Annotated in this window: 15 protein-coding genes and 1 riboswitch; of the genes, 10 read left to right on the top strand and 5 right to left on the bottom strand. The window is 53.4% G+C overall.

Annotation, left to right across the window (positions count from 1 at the left end):
• The first annotated feature begins 42 nt into the window (after positions 1-42).
• The 4 genes from pabB to SBO83_RS02690 all read left to right on the top strand — a co-directional run bounded on the left by pabB (position 43) and on the right by SBO83_RS02690 (position 5,529).
• Positions 43-1,419, top strand: coding sequence for an aminodeoxychorismate synthase component 1 (gene pabB, locus SBO83_RS02705; protein WP_396130370.1), 1,377 nt, complete (start codon positions 43-45; stop codon positions 1,417-1,419).
• Entirely contained in the window at positions 1,419-2,018 is a 600-nt protein-coding gene (locus SBO83_RS02700) for a CoA pyrophosphatase (RefSeq protein ID WP_396130369.1), read from the top strand. Before pabB ends, SBO83_RS02700 begins: the two co-directional genes overlap by 1 nt.
• Positions 2,019-2,242: 224 nt before the next feature.
• Entirely contained in the window at positions 2,243-3,607 is a 1,365-nt protein-coding gene (locus SBO83_RS02695; protein ID WP_034791278.1) for an L-serine ammonia-lyase, read from the top strand.
• 341 nt (positions 3,608-3,948) lie between these two features.
• Positions 3,949-5,529: an EAL domain-containing protein gene (locus tag SBO83_RS02690; RefSeq protein ID WP_396130368.1), complete on the top strand. Its 1,581-nt coding sequence runs from the start codon at positions 3,949-3,951 to the stop codon at positions 5,527-5,529.
• 74 nt (positions 5,530-5,603) lie between these two features.
• On the opposite strand, the gene SBO83_RS02685 is transcribed toward SBO83_RS02690, so the two are convergent.
• The gene (locus SBO83_RS02685) at positions 5,604-7,163 is read right to left on the bottom strand and encodes a TerC family protein (RefSeq protein ID WP_396130367.1); all 1,560 of its coding nucleotides are present in this window, start codon (positions 7,161-7,163) and stop codon (positions 5,604-5,606) included.
• Between the two features lie 609 nt (positions 7,164-7,772).
• Here SBO83_RS02685 and manX point away from each other — a divergent pair.
• The 5 genes from manX to mntP all read left to right on the top strand — a co-directional run bounded on the left by manX (position 7,773) and on the right by mntP (position 12,025).
• Complete coding sequence (manX, locus tag SBO83_RS02680; RefSeq protein ID WP_353502496.1) at positions 7,773-8,744, top strand: PTS mannose transporter subunit IIAB; 972 nt, start codon at positions 7,773-7,775, stop codon at positions 8,742-8,744.
• 95 nt (positions 8,745-8,839) lie between these two features.
• Complete coding sequence (locus tag SBO83_RS02675; protein WP_034791285.1) at positions 8,840-9,640, top strand: PTS mannose/fructose/sorbose transporter subunit IIC; 801 nt, start codon at positions 8,840-8,842, stop codon at positions 9,638-9,640.
• An 11-nt stretch (positions 9,641-9,651) separates the two neighbouring features.
• Positions 9,652-10,509, top strand: coding sequence for a PTS mannose transporter subunit IID (locus tag SBO83_RS02670; RefSeq protein ID WP_353502497.1), 858 nt, complete (start codon positions 9,652-9,654; stop codon positions 10,507-10,509).
• 65 nt (positions 10,510-10,574) lie between these two features.
• A complete protein-coding gene (locus tag SBO83_RS02665) occupies positions 10,575-11,033 on the top strand; it encodes a DUF986 family protein (protein ID WP_396130366.1) in 459 nt (152 codons plus the stop codon).
• Between the two features lie 216 nt (positions 11,034-11,249).
• Positions 11,250-11,442: riboswitch (yybP-ykoY riboswitch) on the top strand.
• 10 nt (positions 11,443-11,452) lie between these two features.
• On the top strand, positions 11,453-12,025 hold the full coding sequence (mntP, locus tag SBO83_RS02660) for a manganese efflux pump MntP (protein WP_396130365.1): 573 nt from the start codon (positions 11,453-11,455) through the stop codon (positions 12,023-12,025).
• Between the two features lie 8 nt (positions 12,026-12,033).
• Here the strand turns inward: mntP and rlmA are convergent, their stop codons facing one another.
• Positions 12,034-12,849, bottom strand: coding sequence for a 23S rRNA (guanine(745)-N(1))-methyltransferase (gene rlmA / locus SBO83_RS02655; RefSeq protein WP_396130364.1), 816 nt, complete (start codon positions 12,847-12,849; stop codon positions 12,034-12,036).
• A gap of 146 nt (positions 12,850-12,995) precedes the next feature.
• On the opposite strand from rlmA, the gene pgeF reads away from it, so the two are divergent.
• A complete protein-coding gene (pgeF, locus tag SBO83_RS02650) occupies positions 12,996-13,700 on the top strand; it encodes a peptidoglycan editing factor PgeF (protein ID WP_396130363.1) in 705 nt (234 codons plus the stop codon).
• Positions 13,701-13,766: 66 nt separating this feature from the next.
• Here the strand turns inward: pgeF and cspE are convergent, their stop codons facing one another.
• From cspE to SBO83_RS02635, 3 genes are all read right to left on the bottom strand, one after another.
• Positions 13,767-13,976, bottom strand: coding sequence for a transcription antiterminator/RNA stability regulator CspE (gene cspE, locus SBO83_RS02645; protein WP_353502502.1), 210 nt, complete (start codon positions 13,974-13,976; stop codon positions 13,767-13,769).
• A 42-nt stretch (positions 13,977-14,018) separates the two neighbouring features.
• Complete coding sequence (locus SBO83_RS02640; RefSeq protein WP_353502503.1) at positions 14,019-14,135, bottom strand: DUF2627 domain-containing protein; 117 nt, start codon at positions 14,133-14,135, stop codon at positions 14,019-14,021.
• An 848-nt stretch (positions 14,136-14,983) separates the two neighbouring features.
• A complete protein-coding gene (locus SBO83_RS02635) occupies positions 14,984-15,973 on the bottom strand; it encodes an MBL fold metallo-hydrolase (protein WP_396130362.1) in 990 nt (329 codons plus the stop codon).
• Between the last annotated feature and the right edge of the window lie 83 nt (positions 15,974-16,056).

Raw genomic sequence — 16,056 nt, 5'->3', positions numbered from 1 at the left:
CACCCTGTTCCAGCCCATTCGTCAGACATCGTGAAGCCATCCATGCAGCCTGCCCAGAATTACCGTTTACACGCGCTCCCTTACCATCCCGATGCCCTGCTGGCGCGGTTCGCCCCGCTCTCTGCTCAGCCGTGGGCCATGCTGCTGCACTCCGGCTCGGCAGATCACGCCCATAATCGCTTTGATATTTTAGTTGCCGATCCGTTGATCCGGCTGACTACCCGTGGCGATAGCACGGAGATTACCAGCGCAACAGGCACTCAGGTGAGCGACGCGGATCCGTTTCTGCTGATTGACCAGCAATTAGCCCTTTCGGGCCTGCGGGCCGAGTCGCGCGAAGATCTGCCGTTTCTCGGCGGCGCGCTGGGGCTGTTCGGCTACGATCTGGGCCGTCGGGTGGAAACCCTGCCGAACCTTGCCGAGCAGGACATTCAGCTGCCCGACATGGCGGTAGGCATTTATGACTGGGCGCTGATTGCCGATCACCAGTTGCAGCGCCTGACGTTGGTGTGCCACGGCGACATTCAGCAGCGTCTGGCATGGCTTGAATCTCAGACCCCGCCGGCGGAAAGCAGCGAATTTACGCTGCACGGCAACTGGCAAGCCAACATGAGCCGCGAGCAGTATGGCGCGAAGTTCCGCCAGATTCAGGAGTACCTGCACAGCGGCGACTGCTACCAAATCAATCTGGCGCAGCGTTTTTCCACCCGCTATTCCGGCGACGAGTGGCAAGCCTTCCTGACGCTGAACGCCGCTAACCGTGCCCCCTTCTCAGCCTTTATTCGCCTGCCGGATAACGCCGTGCTGAGCCTCTCGCCGGAGCGTTTCCTGTGGCTGGAGAACCAGCGCGTGCAGACGCGGCCGATCAAAGGCACCTTGCCGCGCTTAGCCGACCCGCAGGCCGATGCCCAACAGGCGCTGCGCCTCGCGGCGTCAGAGAAGGATCGTGCGGAGAATCTGATGATTGTCGATTTGCTGCGTAACGACATCGGCCGCGTCGCCACCCCCGGCAGCGTGCGAGTGCCGGAGCTGTTCGTGGTCGAGCCATTTCCGGCGGTACATCACTTAGTTAGCACCATCACCGCCGACCTCCCGGCGGCGTGCCACGGCAGTGATTTATTACGCGCCTGCTTCCCCGGCGGCTCTATTACCGGCGCGCCAAAAGTCCGCGCCATGCAGATTATTGAAGAGCTGGAGCCGCATCGCCGTAACGCCTATTGCGGCAGCATCGCCTATATTAGTTGTTGTGGCACGATGGACAGCAACATAACTATTCGCACCCTATTGACCGAGGGCGATCACATTTATTGCTGGGCGGGCGGTGGTATTGTGGCGGACAGCGTAGAACAGGCGGAATATCAGGAGACTTTCGACAAAGTGGCCCGAATTCTGCCTCAACTGGGAGAACCTAAGCATTGATGAGCCTTGAAAAAGCGACCGAGATGCCGCGTTATTCACCTGCGGTAGAAGAGTTCTTGCGCCGTTTCCAACTGCAACTCCCAGCCTCTGCGCCAGCCAAGGTGACGGGGAAACGTCAGGCGGCGGTGCTGATCCCGATCATCTGTCGCGAGCAGCCGACGCTGCTGCTCACCCGCCGCTCTGACCGCCTGCGCAAGCACGCCGGGCAGGTCGCCTTCCCCGGCGGCGCGGTGGACGAGACGGATTCATCGATTATCTTCACCGCACTGCGTGAAGCGCAGGAGGAGGTGGCGATCCCCTACGGCGACGTCAACGTGCTCGGCACGCTGGCCCCGCTCGACAGCAGCACGGGTTTTCAGGTCACGCCGGTGGTCGGGCTGCTGCCGGTAGATGTGCCGCTGCACCCCTGCGAAGACGAAGTGGCCGAGCTGTTCGAGATGCCGCTGGAAGAGGCGTTTAACCTGTCGCGCTATCACCCGCTGGATATCCATCGCGCCGGCACTCACCATCGCGTTTACCTTTCCTGGTATCAGCAGCAGTTCGTTTGGGGGCTGACCGCCGCCATTATTCGCCGTCTGGCGGAGCAAATTCGCGCCTAATCCCCTCTTTTGATATGGCCATAATTTACACATTGGTCACATTTCGGCATCAAATTACTTTATTTCATGCGAAAAAAGCCACTTTAGGTCACAGGGCCTTTTACACTGTGTGTTAAGTCCGGAATAAAACTGCGATAATCCACTACTAAAGATTAATTAAACAGTAAATCTATCCGGGCATGATGCACATGACAGTGCCATCGGCCAAAACAGGAGTATTCAACGTGATTAGCGTTTTCGACATGTTCAAGGTCGGTATTGGTCCTTCCAGCTCCCACACGCTGGGGCCGATGAAAGCGGGCAAACAGTTTGTGGATGACCTGCTCGAAAAAGGCATGATGGCCGACGTCACTCGCGTTGCGGTAGATGTCTATGGCTCGCTGTCGCTGACGGGTAAAGGACACCATACTGATATCGCCATTATCCTCGGGTTGGCGGGCAACAAGCCTGACACCGTGGACATTGATGGCATTCCGCACTTCATTCGCGATGTCGAGCAGCGCCGCCGTCTGCCGCTGGGCGACACCCACCACGAAGTCGATTTCCCGCAGGACACCGGCATGGTGTTCCGCAATGAAAATCTCTCCAAGCATGAAAATGGCATGCAGATCCACGCTTTTGCGGGCGACAAGCTGCTGTACAGCAAAACCTACTACTCCGTCGGCGGTGGTTTTATCGTCGATGATGAGCATTTCGGCCAGCCGGTGCTGGATCAGGTCACCGTGCCTTACGCCTTTAACTCGGCGAGCGAAATGCTGGCGAAGTGCAAAGAGACAGGCCTGTCGCTGTCTGCGCTGATGATGAAGAACGAGCTGGCGCAGCACAGCAAGCAGGATATTGAGCTCTATTTCGAAAATATCTGGCAGACCATGAAGGCCTGTATCGATCGCGGGTTGAACACCGAAGGCGTGCTGCCGGGGCCGCTGCGCGTGCCGCGTCGCGCTCCTGCCCTGCGCCGGATGCTGGTGTCCAACGATAAGCTCTCCAATGACCCGATGAACGTCATTGACTGGGTGAATATGTTCGCGCTGGCGGTCAATGAAGAAAACGCCGCCGGTGGCCGCGTGGTGACGGCACCGACCAACGGCGCCTGCGGTATCGTGCCGGCGGTTTTGGCCTATTATGACCAGTTCATTGAATCCGTTAGCCCAGACATCTATTTGCGCTACTTCCTCACTTCCGGCGCTATCGGTATTCTTTACAAGATGAATGCCTCTATCTCCGGTGCGGAAGTGGGTTGTCAGGGTGAAGTGGGCGTGGCCTGCTCAATGGCGGCTGCCGGTCTGGCGGAACTGCTCGGCGGCAGCCCGGAGCAGGTATGCGTGGCGGCGGAAATCGGCATGGAACACAACCTCGGCCTGACCTGTGACCCGGTAGCTGGGCAAGTGCAGGTGCCTTGTATCGAGCGTAATGCGATTGCGTCGGTGAAAGCCATTAACTCGGCGCGTATGGCCCTGCGCCGTACCAGCGAGCCTCGCGTTTCTCTGGATAAAGTCATCGAAACCATGTACGAAACCGGCAAAGACATGAATGCCAAATACCGCGAAACATCGCGGGGTGGTCTGGCCATCAAAGTACAGTGTGATTAACCTGCCTCAACGCTGATAGTTACCCCGGCCGCCCTCGGTTTTATGCAGTAATACCGAGAGGTGGCCGCATGAAATCTGCCCTTCAGTAAACTCCACAGCCATTTGTTCTCTATTAACAGAAACCCCCTGTAATATCAGGAAAAACTCATTTCACCCTCTTGCATTCTCCGCGGCTGCTACGGCATTCTGCGTTATTACTGAAACACGTGTTACGTCAGCTATTCTGGTTCACCAAGCCATAAAACGAATAAGCCGCTATCTTCGATGGTGGACATGATAAGGGCATTCATCCGTGACAACGTCACTTTCGCGCATTTTGTCGGAATTTGAGGAGCAGTAGTATGCCTTTTTCACCGATAGCGCTCGCAAAATATCGCTCCTACCGCGTGGCCTTCGCCGCCGCGATTGGCCTTTTCGCCCTGATCATGACGCTAGGTATTCGCATTTGCGAACAGAGCCGGGTCATCAGTTTGAATCAGCAGCGGCTGGCAAATCACACAGTGCAAAAACTGGAGAACCTTCTACAGCCTGCAACAAAAGTTTCGTTTGGCGACTTTATCGCGGCGGGTACCGGCTGCGCTCAGCAGCAAATCGGTTTGCAGCGCGCCGTGGCGAGAATTCAAACCCTGCGCGCCATTGCCTTAGTGATAAATGGCAAAATCGTCTGTTCGAGCCTCGCGGGTGCGCTACAGGTGGACTTCAACCAGCTACTGCCCGAACTGGCGTTAGGCAACAAGCGGGTGCAGCTGCGCTACTCGATCATGACGCCAGAAAGCATCCCGACGCTGGTGCAGTGGCAGCCGTTAGAAAACTATAATCGCAACGGCGTGCTGTTTGTCTATAACATCGGCATTCTGGGAAATTTCCTGCTAGAGCCGCAGCCACCTTATGCCAATCGTATCGTGCTTAACGTGCTCAATCAGAGCCTGGAATACGACAAAAACCACATTGTGCCGCGCAGCAAGCTCGGCGGTGATGAAGTGGTGCAGGCCTATTCCACCCATAATGATTTCTCCATTTCGCTGTATGGCGATACCGCCACCACCATTGCCTGGGGCGGCCTCCCTTCTCACCTGCCCCTATCACTGCTTATCAGCCTGCTGGTCGCCATCGCCACCTATTTGCTGTCCGCCAGCCGCCTCAGCCTGGGTTATCCGATTAGCCATGCTATCTCCCATCGCGAGTTTCAGGTCTATTGCCAGCCAATCATAAATAGCGGCAATGGCACCTGCGTCGGGGTTGAAACCCTGATGCGCTGGAAGAACCGCCGCCAGGAGTGGGTGTCACCCGAACTGTTCATCCCGCTGGCCGAGCAGCATGGGTTAATTATTCCGCTGACGCGCTACCTGCTGCGTCAGGTGAGTGAGAACCTGCACCTTTTTCCGCCACGCGAAGACTTCTACATTAGCGTCAACGTCGCTGCGCAGCACTTCCACAATATGGAAATCATTGATGACGTCCGCGATCTCTGGCTTTCCGCCAAGCCCGACGTCTCGCTGATGCTGGAGCTGACCGAGCGTACCCGACTGCAGGAGCTGAGCGCGCAGCATATAGCCAAGCTAAAAGCCATGGGAGTGATGCTGGCGATTGACGATTTCGGCACCGGGCATAGCTCGCTGAGCTACCTCAAGGCACTGAATCCTGACGTGTTGAAGATTGACCGCGCCTTTACCGCTTCCATTGGCACTGACGCCATTAACGCCACGGTGACTGACACCATCATTACGTTGGCCCATCGCCTGAAGCTGAAACTGATTGCCGAAGGGGTGGAAACGCTGGAGCAGGCCAACTATTTGCGCGAGCGCCAGGTGGATGCGCTACAGGGTTTTTACTTCGCCCGTCCGATGCCGATAGATATCTTCCCGCAGTGGCTTGAACGCTATGAGCAGAACAATCAGCTGGCCGCGCCATTTTCCTTCTAAGGAGGATTTTGGCTGGGCAGAATAGAAAACGGCGACCGAAGTCGCCGTTTTTATTGCTGAATCACCCTGACAGGTTATTCGGCCTCGTGCCAATCATGCTCAGATTTAATCTTGGTTATCTTCACGCGCTCAATACGGTACTCGGCGAGTTCGATAATTTCGAATTTCAGCGGCGGGATCTCAATGATTTCCCCCACTTCAGGCATTTGCCCCGACTGGGCTAACAGCAGACCGGCCAACGAGGCGTAGTCGTCAGTTGGGCTGACCAGCTCGTAGGTGTCGAGGATCTGCTGCAAGAGGTGCAAATCGGTGCCACCCTTGGCAATCCAGCCGTCGCCATCGACGATCACGTCTGGGGTTTCATCCTCGTCCGGGAACTCACCGGCAATGGCTTCCAGCACGTCCAAAGGCGTTACCAGCCCTTGCACCACGCCAAATTCATTGCTGACAATCACCAAACGGCCTCTCGCACGGCGCAGAACCGACAACAGGTTGATGACGTCGATAGTTTCCGGCACCACGATTGGCGCAGTCTTTTCGGCAAAGGCGACAATGTTTTCGCCGTTTTCCAACGCCACCAGCAGGTCTTTAGCGCGCACCACGCCAATCACGTCATCCAGAGAGTGGCGACAGATTGGGAACAGGCTGTGCGGCGTGTCCAGCAGCTGCATGCGGATTTCCGCCGGAGAGCGTTCGCAGTCGACCCACGAGATATCCGCGCGCGGCGTCATGATGCTGCGCAGAGAGCGCGAAGCCAGCGTCAGGACGCCGCTAATCATGTGGCGCTCTTCTTCGGCGAAGGTTTCTTGGTTCGGCAGCGTCTGACGTTGATCGTCTTCTTCTTCATGACGGTGGCTTTTGCCCCCCATCAGGCGATGGATCGCCTCGGCCGTGCGTTCACGCATTGGGCGATTCGACTGGCTCTTGAGGAAGTTGCGACGCGCGATTTGGTTGAACAATTCGATAAGAATCGAGAAACCAATGGCGGCGTACAGGTAACCTTTCGGAATATGGAAACCAAAACCTTCCGCAATCAGGCTCAGACCAATCATCAGCAGGAAGCTCAGACAGAGCACCACTACCGTCGGGTGATTGTTCACAAAGCGCGTTAGCGACTTGGAGGCCAGCAGCATCACGCCCATGGCGATCACCACCGCGGTCATCATCACTGCAAGGTTATTCACCATGCCGACGGCGGTGATCACCGCGTCGAGGGAGAATACCGCGTCGAGCACCACTATTTGCGCCACCACCGACCAGAAACTGGCGTAACCGCGGTTATTACCGCCGTGGCTTTGCTGCCCTTCCAACCGCTCATGCAGTTCAGTCGTGGCTTTAAATAGCAGAAATATCCCCCCCAGCAGCAGGATCAGGTCGCGCCCGGAGAAACTAAATTGCGCGATGCTGAAGAGCGGCGTGGTGAGTTTCACCATCCATGAAATCAGTGACAGCAGGCCGAGGCGCATAATTAGCGCCAGTGACAGGCCGATAATACGGGCCTTGTCGCGCTGCTTTGGCGGCAGCTTGTCAGCCAGGATGGCGATGAAAACCAGGTTGTCGATGCCGAGAACAATTTCCAGCACGACCAGTGTCAGTAGACCGACCCAAATCGATGGGTCCATTAAAAATTCCATATTAGGCCCCGTGATTCACACAATGAGAAAAAAGACGCAAGACGTTCCCGCCAGAGCTGGTCCGGTGGTTGAGATCAGTGGTGATCTGAGTAAACGATTTCAATGCGGCATTAATCCGACCTGAATAGGCGAAATTGCCGGAATACTGAGAAAAGAAGGAAAAAGAGGATAAGTGACGTCGGTGACAGTCCATAGGGAGGGCTGAGGCCCGATACTCCTGTGCAATTATTGGGAAAGCAACTCTATCAGGAATCATTTATTCGGAAAAGAATGTTTTTGGCTCCAGAGTATTCCACTTCCACTATGCTGTTTTTGTATGCAATGACATAACTCATTCATCATACGTCGTTCAATAGCAGACAGTCGTCACATAATTTATTTTTTCACACACTAAAATAAATCCGGTCGCACAACCTGTTGAGGTTCTGCAATGCACGCTTCTTGTTGTTTATCAGAAATTAATGACTGAAAAGCACGAAGGTTCTGAGTCATCTCTCAATGGACCGCGCGCAAGAACAGCAACATTCGTCACGGGTAACAAAAGTGTCGAATTTAATGAGCACCCACACTTATGTGCATAACCTTAAGGGTTAACAGAGGAGGTAGCGAGTGAGTATTGCTATTATCATCGGCACGCATGGGTCAGCAGCCGAACAGCTGCTGAAAACGGCGGAAATGATTTTAGGCGAACAGGATAACGTCGCCTTTATTGATTTCGTTCCCGGCGAAAATGCTGAAACATTAATTGAGAAATACACGGCAAAGCTGGGTGGACTTGATACCAGCAGCGGCGTGCTCTTCTTAGTAGATACCTGGGGTGGCAGTCCGTTTAATGCCGCCAGCCGAATTGTCGTCGACAAAGAGAATTATGAAGTGGTCACTGGGGTGAATATCCCTATGCTGGCGGAAACCTTCATGGCGCGTGACGACAACCCTTCGTTTGCTGAACTGGTCGCCATTGCGGTGGAAACCGGGCGTGTTGGCGTGAAAGCGCTGAAAACCCCTGAACCAGAAACAGAAACAGCCGCTGTTCAACCTGTGGCTTCGGCACCTAAAGCGGCCGCGCCAGCGCGTCCAACAGGCCCGAATGATCACATGAAAATTGGCCTGGCTCGCATCGATGACCGTTTAATTCACGGTCAGGTTGCGACACGCTGGACCAAAGAAACCAATGTTAACCGCATCATCGTCGTCAGTGACGAAGTAGCCGCCGACCATGTCCGTAAGACATTGTTGACGCAGGTTGCTCCTCCTGGCGTGACGGCGCACGTCGTCGATGTGGCTAAAGCCATTCGCGTTTACGACAACCCAAAATATGCCGGCGACCGCGTTATGCTGTTATTTACCAACCCGACAGATGTTCTGCGCGTTGTTGAAGGTGGGGTAAATATTACGTCGGTTAACATTGGTGGTATGGCATTCCGTCAAGGTAAAACTCAGGTTAATAACGCCGTTTCCGTCGATGAAAAAGATATTGAAGCTTTCAAGCAATTGAACGCCAAGGGTATCGAGCTTGAGGTGCGTAAAGTCTCTTCTGACAGTCGCCTGAAGATGATGGATCTCATTAATAAAATGAATTAATAAACTCAGCGAATTAAAGCGACAGATTTTTAACAAATAATCTGTTTCTGATGAGCTTATTTTACTCAGAGTCCTTTTGTCATAGGAGAAGTGCAATGGAGATCACCACACTACAGATTGTGCTGATATTTATTGTTGCATGTATTGCGGGGATGGGTTCCATCCTTGATGAATTCCAGTTCCACCGTCCTTTAGTGGCTTGTACCTTAATCGGTTTTGTTCTTGGTGATGTTAAAACCGGGATCATCATCGGTGGTACGCTGGAAATGATTGCCCTTGGCTGGATGAATATCGGTGCGGCAGTGGCGCCCGATGCCGCCCTCGCCTCCATCATTTCAACCATCCTGGTTATTGCCGGTGGTCAGTCGGTTGGCGCGGGTATTGCCCTTGCTATCCCACTGGCAGCGGCGGGTCAGGTTCTTACCATCATCGTTCGTACCATCACCGTTGCCTTCCAGCACGCGGCTGACAGTGCGGCAGAACGCGGCAACCTGCGCGCTATCTCCTGGATCCACGTTTCGGCGTTGGTACTCCAAGCGATGCGTATCGCCATCCCTGCCGTGATCGTTGCCGTGTCTGTTGGTACCGAAGTGGTTCAGGAAATGCTGGCATCTATCCCTGCTGTTGTGACCAACGGTCTGAACATTGCGGGCGGTATGATTGTGGTCGTCGGTTATGCGATGGTCATCAACATGATGCGCGCCGGTTACCTGATGCCGTTCTTCTACCTCGGTTTCGTCACCGCTGCTTTCACTAACTTCAACCTGGTTGCCCTGGGTGTGATTGGTGTGGTTATGGCAGTGCTGTACATCCAGTTGAGCCCGAAATACAACAAGTCTGCGCAAGCGGCTGGGCCAGCACAGGGTGTTAACGATCTCGATAACGAATTAGATTAAGGGTGAGAGAAATGGTTGATCAAACTGCAGTTAGCCAAACTCCTGAAAAGAAACTAACGCCAGGCGACATTCGCGGTGTGTTCATGCGTTCGAACCTGTTCCAGGGTTCATGGAACTTTGAACGTATGCAGGCACTGGGTTTCTGTTATTGCATGGTTCCGGCCATTCGTCGTCTCTACCCAGAGAACAACGATGATCGTAAAGCGGCCATCAAACGCCACTTAGAGTTCTTTAACACCCATCCATACGTTGCGGCACCTGTACTGGGCGTAACGTTGGCGATGGAAGAGCAGCGTGCCAACGGCGCACCTATCGACGACGCGGCCATCAACGGCCTGAAAGTCGGTCTGATGGGTCCATTGGCTGGCGTGGGTGACCCAATCTTCTGGGGTACTGTTCGCCCGGTATTCGCCGCCCTTGGCGCGGGTATCGCGATGAGCGGCAGCCTGCTGGGTCCACTGCTGTTCTTCGTCCTGTTTAACCTTGTACGCCTGCTGACTCGCTACTACGGCGTGGCATATGGCTACAAAAAAGGTGTCGATATCGTTAACGATATGGGCGGCGGCTTCCTGCAAAAACTGACCGAGGGGGCGTCAATTCTCGGCCTGTTTGTCATGGGGGCCTTGGTTAACAAGTGGACGCACGTCAACATACCGCTGGTGGTGTCGACCATTACCGACCAAACCGGTAAAACCACGGTGACTACCGTTCAGACCATTCTCGACCAGCTGATGCCGGGTCTGGTTCCACTGCTGCTGACCTTCGGCTGTATGTGGCTGTTACGCCGTAAAGTTAACGCCTTGTGGATCATCATTGGCTTCTTCGCCATTGGTATCTTCGGTTACTGGATTGGCCTGTTAGGTCTTTAAGTAATCACTAAGCCGGGGGAGCCTATCCCCCGGCTTTTTTATGCTTTCACGCTGGAGAAGTTTGCATGTCCCTCACTGATATCGTCCTCGCCGTCTTCGCCCTTCTGCTTCTGGCCTACGCCATTTACGACGAATTCCTGATGGGATCTAACAAAGGGAAAACGCTGCTGCGCGTCAACCTGCGCCGCCGTAACAAGATTGATTGCATTATCTTTATTGGCCTGCTGGCCATCCTGCTTTATAACAATGTGAATGCTCAGGGCACGCCGATCACCAACTACTTATTAATAGGTCTGGCGCTAATTTCTTTCTATATCTCGTTTATCCGCTGGCCAAAAATGTTGTTTAAATCGACAGGCTTTTACTACGCCAATGCATTTATCACCTATGACCGAATCAAATCCATGAATCTCTCAGAGGATGGCGTTTTAGTGATCGAACTGGAACAACGCAAGCTGTTAATAAGGGTTAACCAGTTAGACGACTTGCAGAACATCTATAATTTAATGATTGAACATCAATAAGTTACGTAATTTATGCTATTGGCTATATTTAATAGCATTATATTTAAATAACGCCAATTACCCGTAGAGTTGTTATTGATGTTTAATTCCACAATTTGTGAGTTTATTATCCAATCAATATGATCAGTGCGGGTACTTAATGAAAATCATTATCTTTGAGAATGCTAAACCCTAAATTATTTGTTGTTGTTATCAATTAAAATATTATGTTAAGGTTGCGCCGTCATTTGGGGAGTAGCCGGTTTTTGCATCCATTGTCTTGTACAATAGATGTGAAAACGCTCGTATCAACATACTCGTTTTGAAATAAAACGTGGTGCGAGCAGCCGTAAGGTTGGCGAGACCATAGACGCGTAGCTCCGTCGTAAGGTTGGGGGTGGGTTACGTGTATATGGAAACACCCGGCCGAGGTAACACTCGTGAACTTATCCGCAACACTGATTCTGGCTTTCGGCATGTCGATGGACGCATTTGCGGCGTCGATAGGCAAAGGCGCCAGCCTGCACCGCCCTCACTTTCGTGAAGCACTGCGCACCGGTTTAATCTTTGGCATCATCGAAGCTATCACCCCGCTGATTGGTTGGGGCATTGGCTTGGTCGCCAGCAAATATATTATGGCGTGGGACCACTGGGTCGCCTTCACCCTACTGTTCATTCTGGGCGCGCGCATGATTCTGGAAGGTTTGAAGAATAAACCGCAGGAAGAAGCCACCGCGCAAAGCCGCCACGGCTTTTGGATTTTGGCCGCCACCGCCATTGGCACCAGCCTAGATGCTATGGCCATCGGCGTCGGCTTGGCTTTCCTGCAGGTGAATATTATCCATACCGCGCTGGCTATCGGGCTGGCCACCACCATCATGGCGACCATCGGCATCCTCTTAGGACGCTTTATCGGCCCGCTGTTAGGGCGCTGGGCCGAAGTGCTGGGTGGCGCGGTGCTGATTGGTATTGGCTGCAACATCCTGCTGGAGCACCTAGGCTATCTGAGCTGAGAAGCCTGTTAGGCGCGGCGATGCACTCTAATGAGGAAGTCGGTTTCACAGGAGAACGACGTCTCAGCCAGCAACGCCGCTTTAACTTCTTCGGTGGCCCGCCACGCAAAGGGCGTCATCTGCAATAGATCAAAAGCTTCGGCACCCTTCAACTTCATTGGATACGCCAGCGTCTCCTGACTCACCCGCTCAAAGCCTTCCAGCCGTTCATCCAACTCGGCGTGCAGTTTCACTTGCGAATAGATAAGCCCTTTCAGCTGGTATAAATGACGCGGCCCCGGCGCGACGGTCAGTACCAGCCCGCCGAACTTAACGGCGCGATATAGCTCTTCTGCCTTGCACGGCGCATAAATACGCAGTACGGCGTCAAGCGACTGGTCGGCAAACGGCAGGCGGTGGCTCGACGCCACGCAAAAGTTCACCTCACGATAGCGTTTGGCGGCGTTGCGAATGGCCACTTTGGCGACATCCAAACCATACACCTCGATCCTGAGCAGCTCGCTCAAACGACGCGCCACCTCGGCGGTGTAATAGCCTTCACCACAGCCGATGTCCAACAGCGTCGAGGCCTCTGCCGGCAGCGCCTCGTTCAGCCGCTGCGCCACAAGATCGCGCAAAGGCTGGTAATGACCAGCGTCGAGGAACCGGCGGCGCGACTCCATCATCTCCGGGCTGTCCCCCGGCTGCTTCGAACGCTTATGCTGTACGGGCATCAAATTGACATAGCCTTCTTTGGCATGATCAAACTGATGATTTTGCGGGCAGCGCCACTGGCGATCGTTAAGCGTAAGTGGCTGATGGCAAAGAGGACATTGATAACTCATGAAGATCCTAAAGGGAATTCGCGGTGCCCGCAGGCAGAATGCCGCCAAGTCTAAAGAACGCACCCGAGAGTTGCAACCGCTGGCAAGGAAAGGAAAAACCCAGCTACACTGAGTCTTCGACGTTTTACTTATTTGACGTGGTTTATATGACTGACATTTCGGCGTTACTCAGCCAGATACCTGGGATCCGCCACGGCTTCGGCAGCAAGCGCGCTCTAATCCCCGAGGTTTTAGCCGAGTTTGAAACGACCCGGCCGCAGAAAAAGCAGGTCCACGGTACCCGCATCGTGGATATCATCCAGCCCGCCCAACCCTGTGGCGAAGCTGACGGCTTCTATACTTCCCAGCCCGGCATTCTATTAACCGTGTTTAGCGCCGACTGCCTGCCGTTAATTTTCAGCTGTCGGGACGGTCGCCGCGTGGGCGTGGTGCATGCCGGTTGGCGTGGGCTAAAGGCGGGCATTATTGAGAAAATGGCCGAACGCATTAATCAAGACGGCAGCGTGGAGGATTGGGTGGTATCAATCGGCCCGGCGGCGCGCGCCTGCTGTTATGAAGTCAGCCAAGAGCTGGTGGATGAGTTTCTGCGCGATCTGGACCTGCCGCCCGCACTGATCTCCCCTTCCCCGCGCCATCTCGACTTAGCGGCCATTGCTCAGGCCAAGCTTGAGCATTTAGGCTTTGGTGCCATTGACCATAGCGGCGGCTGCACCATCTGTAGTACCGAGCTGGACGGTAGCTCTACCTACACCAGTTTTCGCCGCAACACCCACCAGCGGGCCAAAGACCCAACGCATCCGGGGATCAGTGGTCGCAATCAGCAATCGGGCATTATGATTTTGCCTGAGTGACGCGGCCTCAGATCGCAGATACAAAAAAACCCGCACATGGCGGGTTTTTTTCACAGCTGATGCTGCTTAGACTGGAGTTACATCAACAGCAGATGGGCCTTTCTGGCCATCTTGAATTGAGAACTCAACGTTCTGGCCTTCAGCCAGAGTTTTGAAGCCGTTGCCCTGAATGGCAGAGAAGTGTACGAATACGTCTTTGCTGCCGTCAGCAGGAGTGATGAAACCGAAGCCTTTAGACTCGTTGAACCACTTAACCTGACCTTTAATCTTTGCCATCTTGAGTATTTCCTTTGGATTGTTTAAAGCCGCCTATTGGCGTTACATAGACAAACTAGAGTCGTTACTGCTTGAGGCACTAAGATATAAATCGGCAGAGAAGCAGCGTTCAACGATAACGTTTTTACTCAAGTCTTCTTTACTGAAAATGCCACACATATACAGAACCGTACCTCGTTTTACCCATATGCGTTATCACATAAACTGATTTCGATGGCAAGCCATTTTTAATCAGTGATGGACGTGTCGCACATATTTGAGCCGGTTAAAGCCGGTAGCCGTTTGGCTAAGCTGAAATATGTTGATAGACATGCTTTTTTCTGCTTAACAGGGAAGCCTGTCTTTGATTCAAAACAATAACGACTAGCCCTGATTATTGCTCATTTAATGGCGAACGGTAAGCGTAAAAGACAACTTTATTTGAATTTTTATCTTTTAAGATATGCCATGAAGTACTGAGAGGACTGCGCCGCAACGCTCGCTACTGATTGGTTATGCATTCACCAAAATGGGCGCACTTGAAGGCCGTGGTGCATTTCATTGGTCCGCCCGTAATCTATTGCACCGCAAGCGAGCAAACAATTTTATTTCAACTAATAACGCTGCCTTATTAGTTGGTATAATTTCAGCCGCCCATAGCGCCATGGTCAATATGGCAATAGCGCCTGTTTCTAGTATTTAACATTATGATGAAATAATAATGACCGGATGGTTAAATTACTGTTTATTATATAACCACAGTTAATTTAAGTATGTTTAAATCCGAAACTGGATTTATATTTTAATAAACCCTTTACAGTGATCGTCATCACGATTCCATTTTCTATTTGGGTAGAAAACGAGAGCTAAGAGACATTTTCAGCGTTTCACCGGTTTTAGCCTCTGCCCGGCAGGCGGCTCAGCAGCAAGGCGCTGGGCCTATGGCGATGTTATCGGGCGGGGGAAATGATCATCAGCCATGACGAGAGGATAGCCTCCCGTCAATAAGCGTTAATACGGTAACTATTTCACTCAGGCAGAATGCTCTGCCCAATTTTCAACGGATAAAAACGCGCGGCGATTTCTGCATTGTTTTGCGTGGCCTGGGCTAATTCCTGCAAAGGCTCATCCAAAGATTCATCCGCTAATTCAAACACCCCCCAGTGAATTGGCACGGCTTTGCGGCATTTTATTTCTGCGAACACCTCTACCGCCTGCTGCGGGTCCATATGCTGCGCACTCATGAACCATCGTGGTGCATAGGCGCCGACCGGGATCGCCGCCAGATCGAAAGGCCCCAGCTTATCGCCAATAACTTTGAATTGATTGCTATAACCACTGTCGCCGGAGAAGTAGAAACGCAGGTCGGCGCTGGTGACCACCCAGCCACACCAGAGCGAGCGATTTCGGTCCCACAGGGTTCTCATACTCCAGTGGCGGGCGGGCACCGCGTGGAAAGTCAACCCGCCAAAGCTGTGCTCCTGCCACCAGTCCAGCTCGGTGACGTGGCGCGCGCCCTGGCGTATCAGCCAACGCTTCATGCCCAGCGGCACAATAAACTCCAGCTCGGGGAAGCGGCGCAGCAGCCGTTTAATGGTCGGCTTATCCAGATGATCGTAGTGGTTGTGCGACAGCAGCACATAATCGATGTGCGGCAAATCCGCGACGTCGGCGCTCACCGGCGTCTTACGTTTTGGGCCGTAGAATTTCAACGGCGAGGCGCGAGCAGAGAGCACCGGGTCCATCAGCACGGTTTTCCCCGCAATCCGTAACAGCAGGCAGGCATGGCCGAGGAACCACAGGCGATCTTCGCGGCCGCTAAACTCGGCCTTCTGCCACCACTGGGAAATAAAATGCTCATAGCCACGGCGCGGCGGCTTGGGCAACTGCTGCTCTTTGCGCTCGCGCTGCCAGCGCTTGAGATCGCCGTCCTGTCGATTATGAGGTTCAGGATTGGTAAACCCTTCCGGCGTATGGTGCGGCTTAGACGCATCATAATAGGGATTTTTAATAGCCATAACGTTCCTTCAAATTACGCAGACAGCTTACTTATTGGGAAGTAAAAACCGCGATGAAGGCTAGCCTCATCGCGGTTTGGGTG

The sequence above is a fragment of the Ewingella allii genome (genome assembly GCF_044430645.1).
Taxonomy (GTDB): Bacteria; Pseudomonadota; Gammaproteobacteria; order Enterobacterales; family Enterobacteriaceae; genus Ewingella; species Ewingella allii.
This window is presented reverse-complemented; position numbering and strand designations above follow the sequence as displayed.

Excerpts from the sequence above, each read along its gene's own strand:
- pabB (WP_396130370.1), top strand. The coding sequence starts at position 43 with ATGCAGCCTGCCCAGAATTACCGTTTACACGCGCTCCCTTACCATCCC.
- SBO83_RS02700 (WP_396130369.1), top strand. The coding sequence starts at position 1,419 with ATGAGCCTTGAAAAAGCGACCGAGATGCCGCGTTATTCACCTGCGGTA.
- SBO83_RS02690 (WP_396130368.1), top strand. The coding sequence starts at position 3,949 with ATGCCTTTTTCACCGATAGCGCTCGCAAAATATCGCTCCTACCGCGTG.
- SBO83_RS02685 (WP_396130367.1), bottom strand. The coding sequence starts at position 7,163 with ATGGAATTTTTAATGGACCCATCGATTTGGGTCGGTCTACTGACACTG.
- SBO83_RS02675 (WP_034791285.1), top strand. The coding sequence starts at position 8,840 with ATGGAGATCACCACACTACAGATTGTGCTGATATTTATTGTTGCATGT.
- SBO83_RS02670 (WP_353502497.1), top strand. The coding sequence starts at position 9,652 with ATGGTTGATCAAACTGCAGTTAGCCAAACTCCTGAAAAGAAACTAACG.
- SBO83_RS02665 (WP_396130366.1), top strand. The coding sequence starts at position 10,575 with ATGTCCCTCACTGATATCGTCCTCGCCGTCTTCGCCCTTCTGCTTCTG.
- rlmA (WP_396130364.1), bottom strand. The coding sequence starts at position 12,849 with ATGAGTTATCAATGTCCTCTTTGCCATCAGCCACTTACGCTTAACGAT.
- pgeF (WP_396130363.1), top strand. The coding sequence starts at position 12,996 with ATGACTGACATTTCGGCGTTACTCAGCCAGATACCTGGGATCCGCCAC.
- cspE (WP_353502502.1), bottom strand. The coding sequence starts at position 13,976 with ATGGCAAAGATTAAAGGTCAGGTTAAGTGGTTCAACGAGTCTAAAGGC.
- SBO83_RS02640 (WP_353502503.1), bottom strand. The coding sequence starts at position 14,135 with ATGTGTGGCATTTTCAGTAAAGAAGACTTGAGTAAAAACGTTATCGTT.
- SBO83_RS02635 (WP_396130362.1), bottom strand. The coding sequence starts at position 15,973 with ATGGCTATTAAAAATCCCTATTATGATGCGTCTAAGCCGCACCATACG.